Origin of the sequence: Nocardia sp. CWNU-33 (assembly GCF_046764895.1) — a bacterium.
GTDB lineage: Bacteria > Actinomycetota > Actinomycetes > Mycobacteriales > Mycobacteriaceae > Nocardia.
In genome coordinates, this window is record NZ_JBKOQN010000038.1 from 42,430 (window position 1) to 59,067 (window position 16,638).

A 16,638-nucleotide genomic window follows, 5' to 3' on the forward strand; every position below is an offset into this window, starting at 1 on the left:
CAGTGGCCGGGCGGTGTCAGTGCACCTTTGCGAAGAAGCCGCGGATGTCATCCAGCAGCAGGTCGGGCACCTCGTGGGCCGCCCAGTGACCGCCGATCTCGTATTTGTTCCACTGCACGATGTTGGCGTGGTCGCGTTCGGCGAACTTGCGCGGCGGTGTGAAGTCGTAGCCGAAGGAGGCCAGTCCGATCGGCACGGTCGTCGGCGCGTCCGCGTCGCTGGTTTCGAAGGAGAACCGGGCCGACGGCGCCGCGGTGCTGGTGAACCAGTAGATCGAAATATTGGTCAGCAGCTCGTCCGGTGTCATCGAATCGGTGAGCACCTGCCCGCTCCAGGTGGGTTGTCCGCTCCACGCGATCAAGGCTGCGGGCGAATCCGTGCGCGCCCGGCCGATGGCCTGCCGTTGTGCCCGCCATGCGGAGTCGTGGATGGCGTTTTTGAGGAACTGCTGCCCGAAACCCATCAGCTTCAGTTCGAATTCACTGAGCCCGTTCAGCTCGTCCGGTTCCCCTTTGGCGAAGGAGAAAATCTGGTCGACGTGCACGCCGATCACCTTGTCCGGGGCGAGTCTGCCCATTTCCGGTGCGACGATGGCGCCGCCGTCGTTGCCGTGCACGCCGAACCGGTCGTAGCCGAGTCTGGCCATCAGTCCGTTGAAGGCGGCGGCGACCCGCACCGGATGCCAGCCGGCTCGATCCGCCGGCTTGGAGAACGCGAAGCCGGGGTAGGACGGGATGACGACATGGAAAGCATGGGCGGGGTCGCCGCCGTGCGTGCGTGGATCGGTCAACTCGTCGATCAGGCCGAGAAATTCGGTGAAGGAGCTGGGCCAGCCGTGGACGAGAAGCAGTGGTGTCGCGTCCGGTTCCGGGGAGCGGACGTGCACGAAATGAATGTTCTGTCCATCGATCTCGGTGGTGAACTGGGGAAAACTGTTGAGCCGCTGTTCTTGTGCGCGCCAGTCGAACCGATCGCGCCAGTATTCGAGAAGCGGTTGCACGTATGACCGCGGCCCCCGGTAGTCCCAGCTGAGCTGGACCGGCAGCTCGAAGTCGGCATTACCCACGAGCTCGTCGAAGGGAGCCTCCGACCGGGTGTTCGCCAGGCGCTGCGCCAGATCATCCAGGTCGGCCTGGGGAATTTCGATACGGAACGGTCTGATCTCTGGCACTGCCTTAGCCTGCGAGAATGGCCCGTCGGGAACAACACCGAGTTCCCGATCAGTTTGGCTTATCGACCTGTCGCGCACCGAGGCGTCGGAGGCGGCGAATCACCTTGGGGTCGGCTGGCTGGCGATGCTGAGCAGGCGGTCGACGAGGGTGTCGACATACTCGTCACGGACGGGGGCGGTGCCGAACAGGGTGCGGGTGTACATCGGCGCCAAGATCATGTCGACGACCTCGAGCACCTCGGGGGCGGCTTCGCCGCGGGCGGCGGCCCGGTCGAGCATGCGCTGGATCTGATCGACGCGGTCGGCGAGGAATCGGTCGCGGGTTTCTTCGCCTGCCGCGCCGGTATCGATGAGCGCGAGGATCGTGCGAAGCAACGCAAATCCGTTGGGGCCGCTCACATCTCGGGCCGCATTCGCCGCGTAGGCGCGCAGGTCGCCGTCGAGGGTTCCGGTGTCGGGGATCGCGGACTCGGTGGTGAGTCGATCGACCGCAACCTCCATGGCCAGCGCTTCGAGATTGCCCCAGCGGCGGTAGATGCTCGTATCGGCCACACCTGCGCGGGCCGCGACCTCGGCGACGGTGAAGTTCCCGTATCCGCGTTCGACGACGAGTTCGGTGACCGCCCGGTGCACCGCCGCGCGGACGCGGGCGCTGCGACCGCCGGGGCGGCGGGTGCGTTCCTCCATGCCGACCACTTTAACGCAGTTCGCACTTGCGTTTACGCGGTCGCAGTCGCTACTGTTCAATTAACGCCGTTACCAACTGCGTTTAGGAGCTGGAGTGCACCGACTCGGCACTCCTGAGCGTTGTCCGGCGAACCAATCCTCTTGGCTGTCACCATCTTCTGGAGCATCACATGAACGCCATGATCAACCGCATAGACCGCGCCATCGACATGACCGCCGCCGTCGTTGCAGGAATCCCTGCCGACCGCATGAGCGCGCCGACCCCGTGCGTCGAGTGGGACGTCCACTACCTGCTCAACCACCTGGTGGGCGGCATGCATATCTTCGCCACGCAACTCGAGCGCGAGGACCCTGACCGAGACCACCACGACGACTGGCTCGGCGCAGATCCGCACGGGGCGTACGCCGCAGCGGCCGTCGCCGACAGCGCGGCGTGGCATCGTCCCGACGCGCTCGAACAGACCGTGCGCCTCGGATTCGGTGTCGTGCCCGGTCCCATGGCCGCGGTGATCCACCTGACCGAAGTACTCGTGCACGGCATCGACCTCGCGATCGCCACCGATCAGGAACAGCTGCTCGACCAGCAATTATGCGGCGAGATGCTGGCGATCATGCGCGACATGGGTGTCGACAACTTCCGCACACCCGGCATGTTCGGACCCGAGCTCCCGGCATCGGGCGATGCCCCCGCGCATCGGAAGCTGTTCGCTTACCTCGGCCGGACATGGTAGGCGGCTGCCTCGCCTTCGCTCGGTCCGGCGCGATTAGTGACGGACTGTGTCCGGCAGTGTCATGGGGAGGCAGACTGTCCGACCAGGTCCGGGCGTGGCCGTCGGTGGGCCGAGCGCCCCCGTTGTGCGGTTCTTCAGATCACCTTGGTGAAGAAGCCGCGGATATCGGCGAGCAGCAGGTCAGGGGCTTCGTGTGCGGCCCAGTGTCCGCCGCGGTCGTATTCGTTCCACTGCGCGATGTTGGTGTGGTCGCGTTCGGCGAACCTGCGCGGCGTTGTGAAGTCGGAGCCGAAGGAGGCCAATCCGACCGGCACGGTGGTCGGCTCGGTCGGCGCCGCCGCGTGATGGTTCTCGAAGTAGAACCGGGCCGAGGGGGCCGAGGTATTGGTGAACCAGTAGATCGACACATTGGTGAGCAGCTGGTCGGCCGTCATCGCGTCCGCGATCAGCTGGCCGCTCCAGGCGAGTTGTCCGGTCGGGGAATCCGACAGTGCATGACCGAGGGTCTGCGGCTGCGCCCGCTGGGCGGAGTCGTGGACGGCGTGGTCGAGAAACTTCTGCGCGAACCGCACCTGCATCAGCTCGTCCTCGCTGAGTCCGTCCAGCTCACCAGGCGCGCCCGCAGGGAAGGAGAAGATCTGGTTCACGTGCACCCCGATGACCTGGTCGGGGGCCAGCCGGCCCATTTCGGGCGCAACGATGGCCCCGCCGTCGTTGCCGTGCACGCCGAAGCAGTCGTAGCCGAGCCTGTCCATCAGCTCGTTGAACGCCGCCGCCATCCGCACCGGATGCCAGCCCGCCACCTGGGTCGGGCCGGAGAAGGCGAATCCGGGATACGAAGGGATCACCACGTGGAAGGCGTCGGCTGGATCACCGCCGTGCGCACGCGGATCGGTCAATTCGCCTACCAGCCCGAGGAATTCGGTGAAGGAGCTCGGCCAGCCGTGCAGGAGTATCAGCGGGGTCGCATCCGGCTCCGGCGAGGTGACGTGCACGAAATGGATGTTCTGGCCGTCGATTTCGGTGGTGAACTGCGGGAAGGTGTTGAGCCACTGCTCTTGTGCGCGCCAGTCGAAGCGGTCGCGCCAGTATTGGTGCAGCGGCCGGACGAACGACAGCGGGACGCCGTACTCCCATCCGGGTCGTATCGGGATGCCGATGTTCACCCGGCCCGCGACCTCTTGGGCGGGCAGCTCCGCGACGTATCTCGTGTGTGCGAGGCGGTAGGCGAGGTCGTCGAGGTCGGCTTGCTCGATGTCGATACGGAAAGGTGTAATCGCGGACAATTCGGCTCCATGGGTTGTTCCAACGTGCCGGCTCAGCCTCGGTGACGTGGTGGTGTCGGAACAACGCCGAATTCGCGCACGGCTGATCAGTTCTGCTTATCAGCCGTGGTGGATGGTGGAGGGGCCCGGCCCGCGTGAACATACAGATCTGTATGTAAGTGTAGAATCGTCGAAATGACCAGGTCTGCAGCGCCCAAACAGCAGCGCCGCACGCAGGAGCAGCGTAGCAGCGAGATGCGTACGCGGCTGCTCGATGCCACCATCGACTGCCTGGTCGAGTACGGATACGCCGGGACGACGACACCCCGGGTCGCCGAGCGTGCCGGGGTCACCCGCGGGGCCCAGGTTCATCATTTCGGGTCGAAGACCGATCTGGTGGTGGCCGCCATCAGCCACCTGGCGCAATTGCGCGCGGAGACCGCGATGCGAGAGATGTCCAAGATCGAGAGCGTCGACGATCCGGTCGGCGCGGCCTTGGACTCGCTGTGGGAACTGCACCAGGGACCGCTGTTCATCGCGACCGCGGAGCTCTGGGTGGCAGGCCGGACCGACCGAGTGCTCGCCTCGGCCATGGAGAAGGTCGAGCCGTTCGTGAACAACGCGGTGCTGATGGCGGTCGCCCGATTCGTGCCGGATGAGATGCGGCGTAAGGAAGCTCGGGACTTCGTCTATACCGCGATGGACGCGCTGCGCGGAATCCTGGTGTCCAACTTCATCGATCCGGATACCGAACGGGCGCATCGGCGTTGGCGGCGGGCCTCGGTGCACCTGCGCGAGATCGCGACCGCCGCACTTGCCGCACACCGTCCTGTCGAGAAGTCCGAATAGGTACGGCCACCGGGCTTTCCGTCTGATCGCCGTGTCTGCGGCGCCTGCCTGTTTCGGTGTTGCCGGGGCGGTAGGTGTGCGCCGTCCTGGTGGGTGGGCAGCGCCGGTGAACTGATGTGCCGGATCTCGCCTTCCGGGCCGGGCACCGATCACGTCCGGTCTGTCGAACTCGACTCCGGTGACATGGCAGGTCGGCATCTCGCCCGACGGATTGCCGTGCTCGTCCAACGCAGGCTGGTCGATGCCGTCCTCGCGGCGGTGCGGCTCGATGGTGCAACATACGCGACTGGCTGTATGTCCAGACCGATCGGTCTGAGCTGGCAATTATGTCGAATGCCGGGCTATGTGGGTCACGAACCTTGCGGTCTTACATACAGCTCTGTATGTTTGTTTCTGTTCGGTCCGGACGGATCGGTCACTGTCGGCCGCCGCTTGCGGACCGCCACTGCCGAGTGCGCACCGGGGCAGGTACTACGTGAGGAGTTCGATGGCGAACAAGGTCTACGTCGTCGGCGTCGGCATGACGAAGTTCGAGAAGCCGGGCCGCCGCAAGAACGAAGACGGCAGCGATTGGGACTACCCGGATATGGCTCGGGAGTCGGGGACCAAGGCGCTCGCCGATGCCGGAATCGCCTACGGCCTCGTGGAGCAGGCCTATGTCGGCTACGTCTACGGCGAATCGACCTCGGGGCAGCGCGCGGTCTACGAACTGGGCATGACCGGCATTCCCGTCGTCAATGTCAACAACAACTGCTCGACCGGCTCGACCGCGCTCTACCTTGCGGCACAGGCGATTCGGGGCGGTCTCGCCGAGTGCACGCTGGCACTCGGTTTCGAGAAAATGCAGCCGGGCTCGCTCGGCTCCACCTGGGACGACCGCGAGCAGCCGATGGCCAAGCACATCATGGCGCTCGCCGAGATCTCCGAGGTGCTTTTCCCGGTGGCGCCGTGGATGTTCGGCGCCGCGGGCCGCGAACACATGAAGCAATACGGCACCACCGCCGAGCATTTCGCGAAGATCGGCTACAAGAACCACAAGCACTCGGTGAACAACCCGTATTCGCAGTTCCAGGACGCATATTCACTCGACGACATCCTCGCCTCGCGAATGATCTACGACCCGCTCACCAAACTGCAGTGCTCACCGACCTCGGACGGCTCCGGCGCAGTGATCCTGGCGAGCGAGGACTTCGTGAACACCCACGACCTCGCCGCGCAGGCGGTGGAGATCGTCGGGCAGGCCATGACTACCGACTTCGCCTCGACCTTCGACGACTCCGCCAAGAACCTGATCGGCTATGACATGAATGTCCGAGCCGCACGCAAGGTTTACGAGCAGGCGGGCCTCGGCGCGGAGGACTTCCAGGTCATCGAGCTGCACGACTGCTTCTCCGCCAACGAACTGCTGCTCTACGAAGCCCTCGGGCTCTGCGGTGAGGGTGCGGCCGGACAGCTCATCGACGACAACCAGACCACCTACGGCGGCAAATGGGTCGTGAACCCCTCGGGTGGCCTGATCTCCAAGGGACACCCCTTGGGCGCGACGGGTTTGGCGCAGTGCTCCGAACTCACCTGGCAGCTGCGCGGCACCGCGGACAAGCGCCAGGTCGACAACGTCACCGCCGCCCTCCAGCACAACATCGGCCTCGGCGGCGCCGCGGTCGTCACCGCCTACCAGCGGGCCGACCGCTGACCTGATTCGTCGCCCCGGCGAAAGTCCGGGCACACCAAGGCTATTCACCACTCGACGAGGAGTAACTCATGGGCCACATCGAAGCCAACAAGGACGTCAACGCCGCCCCCGATGCGCTCTGGGCGGTCGTCTCCGACCCGAACAGCTGGGACAAGTGGTTCACCATCCACGAGCGCTTCATGGAGGAGCCGCCCGCCACCCTCACCGAAGGGGCCAAGCTGGTCGCGAAGATCGTCATGCTCGGCATGGCGAACAAGCTGGAGTGGACCGTCGTCTCGGTGCAGCAGCCGAGCAGGCTCACCCTCGGCGGCACCGGCATGGCCGGTGTGAAGACCGAATTCACCTTCGATATCCAGCCCAAGGGCGACGGCGGCAGCACCATCCTGGTCTCCGGGGACTTCGAAGGCGCGCTGATCAAGGGTGCGCTCGGCAAGGCGGTCGAGAAGGACGGTCGCAAGCAGCTGGACAAATCCCTCGAGCAGCTCGACGCGCTGGCCTCGGTCTGATGCCGGATCGCGTCGAGCGAAGGAGAGTGCGATGACAGCGGAGGCCGCCGCGGCCCGGCTGGTCGAGTTCGACGACAGTGGGCTCGAAACCTGGTGTGACGACGAGCGATTCGAGGTCACACCGGAGCGGATCGCGGAATACGCGGCCGCGACCAATGATCCGATCGAGGCCCATCTCACCGGCAAGTCGGCCGCGCCGGTTTTTGGTATCGTGCCGGTCTTCGAAGCCATGATGATGCCGGTGATCGATGTCGCGCCGATGGACATTTTCGGCCGAGTTGTGCACGGGGAGCAGGATTTCCACTTCCATCGCGCGATCCAGCCGGGAGACAAGCTGGTCTCGCGGGCCAAGGCGACCGGGTACACCAGCCGCTCGAACGGCACCGCCATCACCATCCTCATCGAATGTCGCACGGAGGATGGCGAGTTGGTCAATGAGCAGTATATGACCGCGTTCTTCCGCAACATCGACGCCGGAAAGACGGTCGGCGCACCAGCGCCTGCACACAAGTTCGACGAGAGCCTGCGGGCGCAGGATCCGGTGGCAGTGGTGCCGCAGCACGTGGATCTCGACCAGACCTACCGCTACGCACCGGCCTCCGGTGATCCGGTGCCGCTGCATCTGGACGAGCAGGTCGCCAAGGATGCCGGATTGCCCGGCATCATCGCGCACGGCCTGTGCACCATGGCTTTCGCGTCGTGGGCCGTGCTCACCGAGGTCGCGGGCTCGGATGTGCACCGGCTGAAGCGATTTGCCGTGCGCTTCGCCAAGATGGTCTTCCCCGGCGACGATCTGGAGACCCGGATCTGGCAGGTCGGCTCCGAGCACGGCGTCACCACCTATGCCTTCGAGACCGTGCGCGGCGATGATGTCGTGCTCAGCGACGGCCTGGCGGAGATCGAGGACTGATCGCCGATGCTGCTCTGTCGTTTCGGGCTGTGCGCCGGTCGATAGGGACGCCGACATAGCAGGCGTTTGCGGCTGCGGCCGGAGCGCCGGGGGCCAAGCAGAAACCGAACGCCGGGGGACGAGGACAGGAGGCACTCCATGGGTGCATTGGAAGGACGGGTCGCCGTCATCACCGGCGCGGGTCGCGGCATCGGGCGTGAGCACGCCCTGCTGTTCGCTCATGAGGGCGCGGCGGTGGTGGTCAACGACCTCGGTGGCAGCAATGCCGGTGAAGGCGCCGATGTCGGTCCGGCGCAGGAAGTCGCGAACGACATCGTGGCCGCCGGCGGCAAGGCGGTCGCCAACACCGACAACATCGCGACGTGGGACGGCGCGCGCAACCTCATCGAGCAGGCCGTTTCGGAGCTGGGCGGGCTCGACATCGTCATCAACAACGCAGGCATTCTGCGCGACAGCTTCATTGCCGGCCTGGAGGAATCGCAGTGGGACGCCGTCGTCGCGGTGCACCTCAAAGGCCATGCCGCGGTGCTGCACCACGCCGCCGCGTACTGGAAGGCACAGTCCAAGGCGGGCAACCAGCCCAACGCCGCGGTCGTCAACACCGCGTCGGCCTCGGGCGTCACCGTGCCCAACGCTGGTCAGGCCAACTACGGGGCCGCCAAGGCAGGGATCGCGGCACTGACCCTGGTCGCCGCCGACGAGCTGGAACGCTACGGCGTGCGCGTCAATGCGATCGCCCCGATCGCTCGCACCCGGCTCACGCTGGCCACCCCCGGCATGGGCGCGATCCTCGGCGCCGAGGTCGAGGAGGGCGAATTCGATGCCTTCAGCCCGGCCAATATCTCGCCGCTGGTCGCCTACCTCGCGTCGGATAAGTGCCCGGTCACCGGCAAGGTTTTCGCAGTGCAGGGCGGAGCCATCTCCGAGCTGGCAGGCTGGCACGACGTGAAGACGATCGAGACCGAAGGGCCCTGGCTCATCGACGATATCGCCGCCCGGCTGCCTTGATCTCGCGCTGTCCGGCTGAACAAGTTTAGGAGAACGACGATGTTCGAATGGTCCGAGACCGACGAGATGATCCGCGAGGCGGTGCGTTCCTTCATCGACAAGGAGGTCCGCCCGAACCTCGACGCGCTCGACAGCGGTGCCATGTCGCCCTACCCGATCATCCGGAAGTTGTTCAGCGACTTCGGGATCGATGCCATGGGCGCCGATGCGGTCGAGAAGCTGCTCGCCAAGCAGCGGAAGAAAGAAGCGGCGATCGCGGCAGGCGAGCCGCTGCCGGAGAAGAAGGAAAAGCCCTCCGGTGGTAGCCCGTTCAGCGGTCAGGAATCGCTGATGGCGGTGCTCATCGGGGAACTCTCCGGCGTCTGCATGGGCATGGTCACCGCGATGGGCGTCAGCATCGGCCTCGGCGCGACGACCATTATGTCGCGTGGCACGCTGGCCCAGAAGGAGCGCTGGCTGCCCGACCTCGTGACCATGAAAAAGGTCGCTTCCTGGGCGATCACCGAGCCGGACTCGGGTTCGGACGCCTTCGGCGGCATGAAGACCTACGTGCGGCGCGACGGTGCGGACTACATCCTCAACGGGCAGAAGACCTTCATCACCAACGGCCCCTTCGCCGACGTGATGATCGTCTACGCAAAGCTCGACGAGGGCGACGGCGGCGACAAGCGTGAGCGCAAGGTGCTCACGTTCGTGCTGGACAAAGGCATGGAGGGCCTCACGCAGGGCAAGCCGTTCAAGAAGATGGGGCTGCACGCCTCGCCGACCGGAGAACTGTTCTTCGACAACGTCCGGCTGTCCAAGGACCGGCTGCTGGGGGAGACCGAGGAACACAAGGGTGGCGACGGCCGCGACAGCGCGCGCTCCAGCTTCACCGCCGAACGCATCGGCGTCGGCTTCATGGCGCTCGGCATCATCAACGAATGCCACCGGCTCTGCCTGGACTACGCCAAGAACCGCAAGCTCTGGGGCCAGGAGATCGGCCGCTTCCAGTTGGTTCAGCTCAAGCTGGCCAAGATGGAGATCGCCCGAATGAACGTGCAGAACATGGTGTTCAACACGCTGGAGCGGGGTCGGGCCGGTAAGCCGCCCACGCTTGCCGAGGCCTCGGCCATCAAGCTGTACGCCTCCGAGGCCGCCACCGAGGTGGCCATGGAGGCGGTGCAACTGTTCGGCGGCAACGGCTACATGACCGAATACCGCGTCGAACAGCTTGCCCGTGACGCGAAGTCGCTGATGATCTACGCGGGCAGCAACGAGATCCAGGTGACCCACATCGCGAAGGGTCTGCTGGCCCGGTAGACAGATCGGCCCCGGTGCGTCACAACGGCGTGCGCGCCCGGGTGTGGTTCCGAACCATATTCGATCTGTGGATGACGCTGACCTATGGATATCCGTCGAGTCAGACCGCGCGCAGGTGGGTGCGGCTCGCGTAGATGTGTTCGGCGATGAGGGTGGCTATCCGGTCGGGGGCCTCCAGCATCGGGACGTGGCCGACGCCGTTGACCAGGATTCGGTCGGCGGAGTCGGGAAGTTCCTTCAGGAAGCGGCGGGCGTAGACGCGGTTGGGTATCACCCGGTCGTATTCGGCCATCAGCAGCCGCACGGGGGTGGCGAGCGTCGAGAGGTCTTCCAGTGCGGGGGCGCGCAGGTTGCCGACGATGAAGGGCAGCATGGCATCGCAGTGCAGTATCGCGGCGATCATGGCGGCGATATCGCGGCGGGGTACGGTGGCGGCGTTCTTGCTCAATGCCAGCAGTGCGAATCGTTGCACCAGAACGTTGTGCACCGCGAATCCGCCGAGGCGCTTGCCGATTTCGACGATCGGCACCAGCGACAGGAACTTCAGTCCGGCCCGGAATTGGGTGAGCGACGGTGAGTTCCAGCCGCCTGCCGGTGCGATCGCGGTGAGCGTGCGGGCACGGCCGCGCCGCGCCAATTCGAAGCCGACCCAGGCGCCCAGTGAGTTGCCCGCGATATGGCACGTGCGCCAGCCGAGTTCGTCGAGTTGGTCCTCGATCCGGTCGGCCAGGGTGTAGACGTCGACCGACCAGCCCTCGACGCCCCCACCACCCCAGTGTCCGGCGAACGCGGGCGCGAACACCTCACAGTTCGAGGACAACCGGATCGCGACCTGTTCCCAGGAATGCGGCGACAGCAGGAACCCGTGCAACAGCAGTACCGGATCGCCGGAACCCAGGTGCAGGGCCTTGATCGGCTGGGGATCGGTCGCGGACTTGGCGACAGCGGACGTGGTGGTGTGAGACGTCATCGTCGACACCCCTTCCTGGACGGCGGTGTCCGGGGAAATTCATCTGACCAGCATTGTACGGTCGTGAGGTGCCGACCATCATCTCAACGATCAACGTCAACGGCGTCCGCGCCGCCGCGGGCAAAGGCATGCTCGCCTGGCTCGCGTCCACCGAGGCCGACATCGTCTGCCTACAGGAGACCCGCGCCACCGACGAGCAGACCAGAGCGGCGCTCGCGCCCGCACTGGCCGACGGCTGGTGGCTCACGCACGCCGAACCGGAGTCCAAGGGCAGGGCAGGGGTCGGCATCCTGTCCAGGCGCGAGCCGAAGGCTGCGCGAATCGGGTTCGGCAGCAACGAGTTCGGAGCCTCTGGTCGATATGTGGAGGCCGATTTCGATGATGTCACCGCGGCCAGCGTGTACGTGCATTCCGGTGATGCCGGCACGCCGCGCCAGGACGAAAAGTACCGCTTCCTAGCCGAGCTCGGCGCCTACCTCGCCGGCCGCACCGGCGAATTCGTGGTGAGCGGCGACTGGAACATCGCACCGTCGGAGCTCGACATCAAGAACTGGAAGGGGAATCTGAAGTCGGCCGGATTCCTGCCGGAAGAGCGCGCCTGGATCCAGGAGTTGCTCGCCGCGGGTTATGCGGATGTGGTGCGCAGCCTGCATCCGGGCGTCGAGGGCCCTTACAGCTGGTGGTCCTACCGCGGCCGCGCCTTCGACAACGATTCGGGTTGGCGCATCGACGCGGTTTACGCAATGAAGGGTATCGCATCCCGCGCTGTGTCGGCGCGGGTGGAGCGTGCAGCGACGTACGCGGAGCGTTGGTCGGACCATGCCCCGGTCACCGTGACGTTTGCGGATAAGGTACGCGAACCCCTGGTCAGCGTCTCGTATCTATCGCCCGACATATCAGCGTTCGGGCAGCCTCACCAGTCTCTGACTGACCGGCAAGGATGTCGAATGTCTGGTGATAGATCTTGATCTCTCTCGGCTGAGTGATATTCAGCTCCGCCGTGATGCCTTCTACAAGAACCATCTTGTTGTCGAACATCAGGAAACTGGTTGTAACGGTCTCGAATGGTGCCATGAATGGAATTATCCCCAGCGTTACCCGTGGCATCCCTTGGACGGCTAATAGTCGATCCATTTGGCCGACCATTGTCTGATCATCCCCAACCGTCGTGTACAGAGCTTGCTCAGCGATGACGAAATGAAACAAATGATCTTGCTGATACAACACCTGCTGACGTTCCAAGCGTTTAGAGACGCCATCATCGAGATCATTAGGTATCTGCTGAAACTCGATAACCTTACGCAGAATGCCGGTAGCGTAGTCGGCTGTTTGAAGCAGGCCAGGAATGAGGACAGGCTCAAACGATCGAAGTATCCGAGCCTCAGACTCCCACTTGATCGAAGCTTGCTGGCGTCGTTTGGTGCCGGTACCGAGAATCTTCCGCCATTCTAGATACGCGGTATCTATGTTCTGCCGGGTAGCGTGAAGGTCTGCTAACTGATCTTCTGCGTTGCAGTCACGGCAATACGCGGAAATGTCTTCAAGTGACGGCTTGATCCTGCCGTACTCGATCTTAGAAACCTTGCTAGCGTCCCAGCCGTTATGACGCGCAAGCTCTGCGCCGGACAACCCAGCTGTAAAACGAATCTCCCGAAGTCGTGCCCCGAGAGATTCGCGCTGTTGATGAACAGAACCAGTCACCGTGTGACGTACTCCGAATACGGGACACCCAGCGACCAGAACCGTTCTTTTAGTTGACGGCAATAAGCGGCAATGTTCGGATCGGTGGTTACCGCTCCGGACCAGCCTCCTGGTTCTCCGAACGCAGAGAAGATGACTAGCTCATCATCGAAAAGCCAGAAATCATCTGGTGGCACTTCCCCGGCTAGATGCCGGGGCAGATAGCAGATGTCTTCGCCCGCTCGGGTGTTCAGGTCAGCAATCGCCAGAGCGAACCGTGCGTAGTCGGTGTGCGGCTCCGTGACAATACGAACCCGTGTGACAGCCACGCCCCGGCCGGTCGTTTCCTGTATCAGGCCTGTCCAGTCCTGGAACCATGCGTAGTCATCGGGTTCGCCCGCGAGGAACCGCCGAAGCGGTTCGTTCTCGTACGGCTCGGCGTACGAGTCGAGCACTTCGAGATGGAACGCTTCCCGCTTGCAGGTCCGGAGCAGATCCGGAAAACCTTCATCGGGTACTAGCCGCACCGTAGAACGTCCTTTCTAGCTTCGGGACCTCGATAGCCGTTTCGTCGTCGGCTAGGTCGAGCTGACTCAGTGTCTCGTCATCCGTGATCGGTCGACCGGTGAGCCGGAACGTACCCCGGCCGGTGTCGGCCAGACCGAGGAGAGCACCTGTGTTGAACAGACGACAGTCACAGCCTGATTGTGTTCTGCCGCACCGAAACCCGTTCGTCGGCCCACCTCGGCCCGAGCTTCAAGGGTGGTGGCAACCCCCTCCCGCCGAAGTGATCGAACTGTTCGTCGTTGCGGTCAATCAGTGGAGTGACCAGACCGACCCCGAAGAATCGGCCAACAGGGGGGCGTGATGAGCCGGGATGCGTTGCGGACCAGGCAAACCGAGGATGGTCGCAAGGTCGCGGTGTGGCAGCTCGTAGCGCGTATTCCGCGTGTCGTGCGCGCGCAGCTCCCTGCGGAACATTTCACTGCCTACCGGCTGCCATCGCAGACGCCGCTCCACGGAGCCCAGCCCGGAACGATCATGTTCGACGCGTATCCAGATTTGGCCGACGCTCGGGAGATGCTTCCCCAACACGAAGATCTCTGGGACGTTCTGCGCGATGACTACTGGACCGCACTGCTTTGTACCACGAATATCCCAGATCCATTGGGGACATAGGGATGTCGTCCGATCTCGTTCCGTCTCGTCCGCCGGAGATCGCTCCTTCCGAGCAGGCGTTGCTCGCGCAGTTCCACGAAGAGACTCAACAGAAGCTCGAGCTTGCCCCAGCGGACAGCACGCCCCTGTTTCAGGGGGTAGACGGCTCGCTGATTCGAGTTGTGGACGACTGGGTGTCAGACGCGGATGCCGAATTAGGCAAAGCCGACGCAATCACGATCCAGCCGACCAACGTTAGGGATAGAGAAGTTAGTGAGATAGGGGAAAAGTCTTGCAGTACAACATTTCTCGACTGAGCGGCATCGTTGCAGCGCTTGGCGCGATGGTGATTTCCGGCAACGTCGCGAGCGCCAATCCGAGCCAACCATGGGTTACAGAGGCGAAGAAGCCCATATGTGACAACGGGTTCAGCCCTTGGACTACACCGACGGTTTTGCCGCCCAAGATCGAAGGCTACGGCTGGGCGAAATGTGATCTTCCTGCCGATGGGGACCCTGGTCTTACGCATAACTACTACCTGAGCTTGCAGCGTCGTAACTCGTCTGGTGGCTGGGATTCCGTGGGTGAACACATCCGAACCAGCCTCGTACCGTGGGCCCGCCAGACCTACACGGCCAGCGCGCCCTGCTCGGCCGGATACTGGCGAATCGTCTCATCGGTGAGCGGTACCATCCAGGGCAGGCAATACGGGTCAATCGAACCGCATCCGATTCACGGGTCGTCACAGCGGCTGAATGCGGATAGAAGGGGATGACATGGATCTGCCGAATGGACGCCGTTACGCCGAGTACATCGGCCCAGTCAGCAAGCGCGAGCGGGTAACCGGTTTGGTGCGTGCGCTGTCGCTGGCATTGCCGCGTCGGCGGAAGCTGCATCCGCAGGACTCGGGCGCCGGGTACCAAGGCGTTCGCCGCGAGTTCGGTAGGTGGGTCGTGCGACCGATGACCGCCCCGGTTCTCGCCGTTGGGTCAGCAAGCCGCACTACGCCACCCGCGCTATTCCCGCCAATGACCTCAAAGCAGCCGAAGACTGGATGTTGGCGGCTCTCGGAATCTGACGGAATCAAGCTGAACGGCCATACGTCCGTGATCGAAGTAGGCTGCGGTTTTCGCCGGAGCCTACCGCCGTTTGGGTGGTATTCGGACTGCCCAACTCGGCTGGCGAGCCTTGTTGCCCCGCTAGCACGGGGGCTTTTCTTGTTTGGTTACTTCACGACAGTGTGAATGCCGACAGGCCCGACGAATCACACGATTTTTCAGGCAGGCATGGCCTCAGTATCCAGTTAAGTCGGCCGTACTGCTCCACATCCAGGTCAACGGTTTCATGACTCGAAACAACTTCCTCGAAATATCCGAAGGTCACTAGTTCAATCATGCAGTCGTGAATCTCTTCGGGGCCGAGTCCGCGCCATTCATCCTCTTGCGCGGCCTCATGGTTCTCCAGGTCTGTATAAAAAGGTGACATCTTCACCTTGGCGAAGTACCTAATGTATACCTCTTCATATTCGTATTCGAAAACACCTTCGTCCTCTCGGATCATGCTGAGCTTGATTCTCTCAGCAAGCGCGTAAGTGGAATCGAAGAATTCCGGGTGGATGCGAACCTGGAGCAGCCACAGGTCTCAATTAAAACCGGTATTAGTCATCGTCTCCCCTAAGTATATTGCGGTTTTCCCAAGCCCGCTGATCCCATTCGGGATGCGGGTTGGATGAGAGTTGCTGTTCGTGCGGAGTCAGCGGTCGATTTACCCGATCGGTGCGTCGCTGGTCGTAGACCTCTGTCGGTAGGTTGAACTTCTCCGCTATTTCGGTGGGTATATGAAGCCTGCAATTCTCCGGATTCACGCTGTGGATGTACAGCCGGACACCAGCCTTGAGCAACAACCCCCGTCGTTCCTCCGGGTTCATACGCTCGTAGGCGTCTGCATAGGTTTCACCGGTCGGCTCATCGATGTACTCGGCTTCCCGGTGCGGAAGCGACTGGAGTAGCCTCCGTTTCTCGACAAGTGCCGCCAGACGTTCGCGGTAATCGTCTTGCCCACCGTCGTAGTCATAGAAGCCCAGGTCGAATTCGTCTCTGATACTCGTCATGGCACGAGTAACCGCGTCCAGTTCGTCTGTGTGGTCTTCACCCGGAATGAACTTGCGTTCGGTGACCGGTAGGTCTGTGAGTTCATCGAATACCAGTCCGTCAAGGAGTTCTTGCGTAGCCGATTCCAGGAACGTATATCCTGTGCACTTCGGCTTACCCGATTTAGGCATGCACCGGTAGTAGGAGTATGTCTTGCCGTTCGGGTTCGAGTTCACGACTCGATACAACCTGTCTTCGCACGAACCGCAGTAGACGATACCGAGCAACGGAGAGGCGCCGTGGGACCGCTCGCGGGTACGTGAGCGAGACCTTAGGGATTCTTGAATCTCGGACCACTCCCCATCGGTGAATATGCCTTTAGGGGTGTACCGGATAGGCATTCCGTCAGCTGCACGGGCAAGCCTCCGTTCTTTGACCGAGCGACCAACCAGCTTGTAGCCCTGGGTAGCGGGAGACTTAAGGATTTTCCCTGTCGGCGGAACGTGAAAACTGATCACCGCGTGGCATCTGAATTTTGACCCCCTGTCCGCAGACCCTGGCTCTAACCGAGCCAGGAGGACGAAGGGATGCTTTCCGTGGAGGATTGGGCTGAGATTC

The 16,638-nt window shown here is 63.2% G+C and carries 18 protein-coding genes and 1 pseudogene; 11 read left to right on the forward strand and 8 right to left on the reverse strand.

Going from position 1 to position 16,638, the window contains the following annotated elements; translation table 11 throughout:
- Positions 1–16: 16 nt before the first annotated feature.
- Complete coding sequence (locus ACLMAL_RS33465) at positions 17–1,171, reverse strand: epoxide hydrolase family protein (protein ID WP_412002724.1); 1,155 nt, start codon at positions 1,169–1,171, stop codon at positions 17–19.
- 99 nt (positions 1,172–1,270) lie between these two features.
- Positions 1,271–1,858 (reverse strand): TetR/AcrR family transcriptional regulator, encoded by a 588-nt coding sequence (locus ACLMAL_RS33470; RefSeq protein ID WP_412002725.1) that lies wholly within the window; start codon positions 1,856–1,858, stop codon positions 1,271–1,273.
- 170 nt (positions 1,859–2,028) lie between these two features.
- On the opposite strand from ACLMAL_RS33470, the gene ACLMAL_RS33475 reads away from it, so the two are divergent.
- Positions 2,029–2,589: a TIGR03086 family metal-binding protein gene (locus ACLMAL_RS33475; RefSeq protein WP_412002726.1), complete on the forward strand. Its 561-nt coding sequence runs from the start codon at positions 2,029–2,031 to the stop codon at positions 2,587–2,589.
- A 134-nt stretch (positions 2,590–2,723) separates the two neighbouring features.
- Here the strand turns inward: ACLMAL_RS33475 and ACLMAL_RS33480 are convergent, their stop codons facing one another.
- Entirely contained in the window at positions 2,724–3,875 is a 1,152-nt protein-coding gene (locus tag ACLMAL_RS33480) for an epoxide hydrolase family protein (protein ID WP_412002727.1), read from the reverse strand.
- A gap of 174 nt (positions 3,876–4,049) precedes the next feature.
- Here ACLMAL_RS33480 and ACLMAL_RS33485 point away from each other — a divergent pair, with 174 nt between their 5' ends.
- The 6 genes from ACLMAL_RS33485 to ACLMAL_RS33510 all read left to right on the forward strand — a co-directional run bounded on the left by ACLMAL_RS33485 (position 4,050) and on the right by ACLMAL_RS33510 (position 10,122).
- The gene (locus ACLMAL_RS33485) at positions 4,050–4,703 is read left to right on the forward strand and encodes a TetR/AcrR family transcriptional regulator (protein WP_406236562.1); all 654 of its coding nucleotides are present in this window, start codon (positions 4,050–4,052) and stop codon (positions 4,701–4,703) included.
- A 487-nt stretch (positions 4,704–5,190) separates the two neighbouring features.
- Positions 5,191–6,396, forward strand: coding sequence for a lipid-transfer protein (locus tag ACLMAL_RS33490; RefSeq protein ID WP_412002728.1), 1,206 nt, complete (start codon positions 5,191–5,193; stop codon positions 6,394–6,396).
- 68 nt (positions 6,397–6,464) lie between these two features.
- Complete coding sequence (locus ACLMAL_RS33495; protein ID WP_412002729.1) at positions 6,465–6,902, forward strand: SRPBCC family protein; 438 nt, start codon at positions 6,465–6,467, stop codon at positions 6,900–6,902.
- A 31-nt stretch (positions 6,903–6,933) separates the two neighbouring features.
- A complete protein-coding gene (locus ACLMAL_RS33500) occupies positions 6,934–7,812 on the forward strand; it encodes a MaoC/PaaZ C-terminal domain-containing protein (protein WP_412002730.1) in 879 nt (292 codons plus the stop codon).
- A gap of 138 nt (positions 7,813–7,950) precedes the next feature.
- A complete protein-coding gene (locus tag ACLMAL_RS33505) occupies positions 7,951–8,820 on the forward strand; it encodes an SDR family oxidoreductase (RefSeq protein ID WP_412002731.1) in 870 nt (289 codons plus the stop codon).
- A 39-nt stretch (positions 8,821–8,859) separates the two neighbouring features.
- Entirely contained in the window at positions 8,860–10,122 is a 1,263-nt protein-coding gene (locus ACLMAL_RS33510) for an acyl-CoA dehydrogenase family protein (protein WP_412002732.1), read from the forward strand.
- Positions 10,123–10,222: 100 nt separating this feature from the next.
- On the opposite strand, the gene ACLMAL_RS33515 is transcribed toward ACLMAL_RS33510, so the two are convergent.
- Complete coding sequence (locus ACLMAL_RS33515; RefSeq protein WP_412002733.1) at positions 10,223–11,092, reverse strand: alpha/beta fold hydrolase; 870 nt, start codon at positions 11,090–11,092, stop codon at positions 10,223–10,225.
- 68 nt (positions 11,093–11,160) lie between these two features.
- Here ACLMAL_RS33515 and ACLMAL_RS33520 point away from each other — a divergent pair.
- Positions 11,161–11,934: pseudogene (locus tag ACLMAL_RS33520) on the forward strand (exodeoxyribonuclease III); the annotation flags it as partial.
- A 25-nt stretch (positions 11,935–11,959) separates the two neighbouring features.
- Here ACLMAL_RS33520 and ACLMAL_RS33525 read toward each other — a convergent pair.
- Together ACLMAL_RS33525 and ACLMAL_RS33530 are read right to left on the reverse strand one after the other, a co-directional pair.
- Positions 11,960–12,793 carry a helix-turn-helix domain-containing protein gene (locus ACLMAL_RS33525; RefSeq protein ID WP_412002734.1) on the reverse strand — a complete coding sequence of 278 codons (834 nt, stop codon included), beginning with the start codon at positions 12,791–12,793 and terminating at the stop codon, positions 11,960–11,962.
- Positions 12,790–13,299 (reverse strand): DUF6879 family protein, encoded by a 510-nt coding sequence (locus tag ACLMAL_RS33530; protein WP_412002735.1) that lies wholly within the window; start codon positions 13,297–13,299, stop codon positions 12,790–12,792. Before ACLMAL_RS33530 ends, ACLMAL_RS33525 begins: the two co-directional genes overlap by 4 nt.
- 340 nt (positions 13,300–13,639) lie before the next feature.
- On the opposite strand from ACLMAL_RS33530, the gene ACLMAL_RS33535 reads away from it, so the two are divergent.
- The 3 genes from ACLMAL_RS33535 to ACLMAL_RS33545 are packed head-to-tail and all read left to right on the forward strand — an operon-like array spanning position 13,640 to position 14,705.
- Positions 13,640–13,951, forward strand: coding sequence for a hypothetical protein (locus tag ACLMAL_RS33535; RefSeq protein ID WP_412002736.1), 312 nt, complete (start codon positions 13,640–13,642; stop codon positions 13,949–13,951).
- A 2-nt stretch (positions 13,952–13,953) separates the two neighbouring features.
- Positions 13,954–14,247 (forward strand): hypothetical protein, encoded by a 294-nt coding sequence (locus tag ACLMAL_RS33540; RefSeq protein WP_412002737.1) that lies wholly within the window; start codon positions 13,954–13,956, stop codon positions 14,245–14,247.
- Positions 14,223–14,705 (forward strand): hypothetical protein, encoded by a 483-nt coding sequence (locus ACLMAL_RS33545; protein ID WP_412002738.1) that lies wholly within the window; start codon positions 14,223–14,225, stop codon positions 14,703–14,705. Before ACLMAL_RS33540 ends, ACLMAL_RS33545 begins: the two co-directional genes overlap by 25 nt.
- Positions 14,706–15,160: 455 nt before the next feature.
- Here the strand turns inward: ACLMAL_RS33545 and ACLMAL_RS33550 are convergent, their stop codons facing one another.
- Positions 15,161–15,490: a hypothetical protein gene (locus tag ACLMAL_RS33550; protein WP_412002739.1), complete on the reverse strand. Its 330-nt coding sequence runs from the start codon at positions 15,488–15,490 to the stop codon at positions 15,161–15,163.
- A 97-nt stretch (positions 15,491–15,587) separates the two neighbouring features.
- Positions 15,588–16,638 (reverse strand): zinc ribbon domain-containing protein (locus tag ACLMAL_RS33555; protein ID WP_412002740.1); only part of this gene is annotated, 1,051 nt, incomplete at its 5' end.

Bases quoted from the DNA above. Each gene is read 5' to 3' on its own strand.
- ACLMAL_RS33470 (WP_412002725.1), bottom strand. From the start codon at position 1,858: ATGGAGGAACGCACCCGCCGCCCCGGCGGTCGCAGCGCCCGCGTCCGC.
- ACLMAL_RS33475 (WP_412002726.1), top strand. From the start codon at position 2,029: ATGAACGCCATGATCAACCGCATAGACCGCGCCATCGACATGACCGCC.
- ACLMAL_RS33485 (WP_406236562.1), top strand. From the start codon at position 4,050: ATGACCAGGTCTGCAGCGCCCAAACAGCAGCGCCGCACGCAGGAGCAG.
- ACLMAL_RS33490 (WP_412002728.1), top strand. From the start codon at position 5,191: ATGGCGAACAAGGTCTACGTCGTCGGCGTCGGCATGACGAAGTTCGAG.
- ACLMAL_RS33495 (WP_412002729.1), top strand. From the start codon at position 6,465: ATGGGCCACATCGAAGCCAACAAGGACGTCAACGCCGCCCCCGATGCG.
- ACLMAL_RS33500 (WP_412002730.1), top strand. From the start codon at position 6,934: ATGACAGCGGAGGCCGCCGCGGCCCGGCTGGTCGAGTTCGACGACAGT.
- ACLMAL_RS33505 (WP_412002731.1), top strand. From the start codon at position 7,951: ATGGGTGCATTGGAAGGACGGGTCGCCGTCATCACCGGCGCGGGTCGC.
- ACLMAL_RS33510 (WP_412002732.1), top strand. From the start codon at position 8,860: ATGTTCGAATGGTCCGAGACCGACGAGATGATCCGCGAGGCGGTGCGT.
- ACLMAL_RS33515 (WP_412002733.1), bottom strand. From the start codon at position 11,092: ATGACGTCTCACACCACCACGTCCGCTGTCGCCAAGTCCGCGACCGAT.
- ACLMAL_RS33535 (WP_412002736.1), top strand. From the start codon at position 13,640: ATGAGCCGGGATGCGTTGCGGACCAGGCAAACCGAGGATGGTCGCAAG.
- ACLMAL_RS33540 (WP_412002737.1), top strand. From the start codon at position 13,954: ATGTCGTCCGATCTCGTTCCGTCTCGTCCGCCGGAGATCGCTCCTTCC.
- ACLMAL_RS33550 (WP_412002739.1), bottom strand. From the start codon at position 15,490: ATGATCCGAGAGGACGAAGGTGTTTTCGAATACGAATATGAAGAGGTA.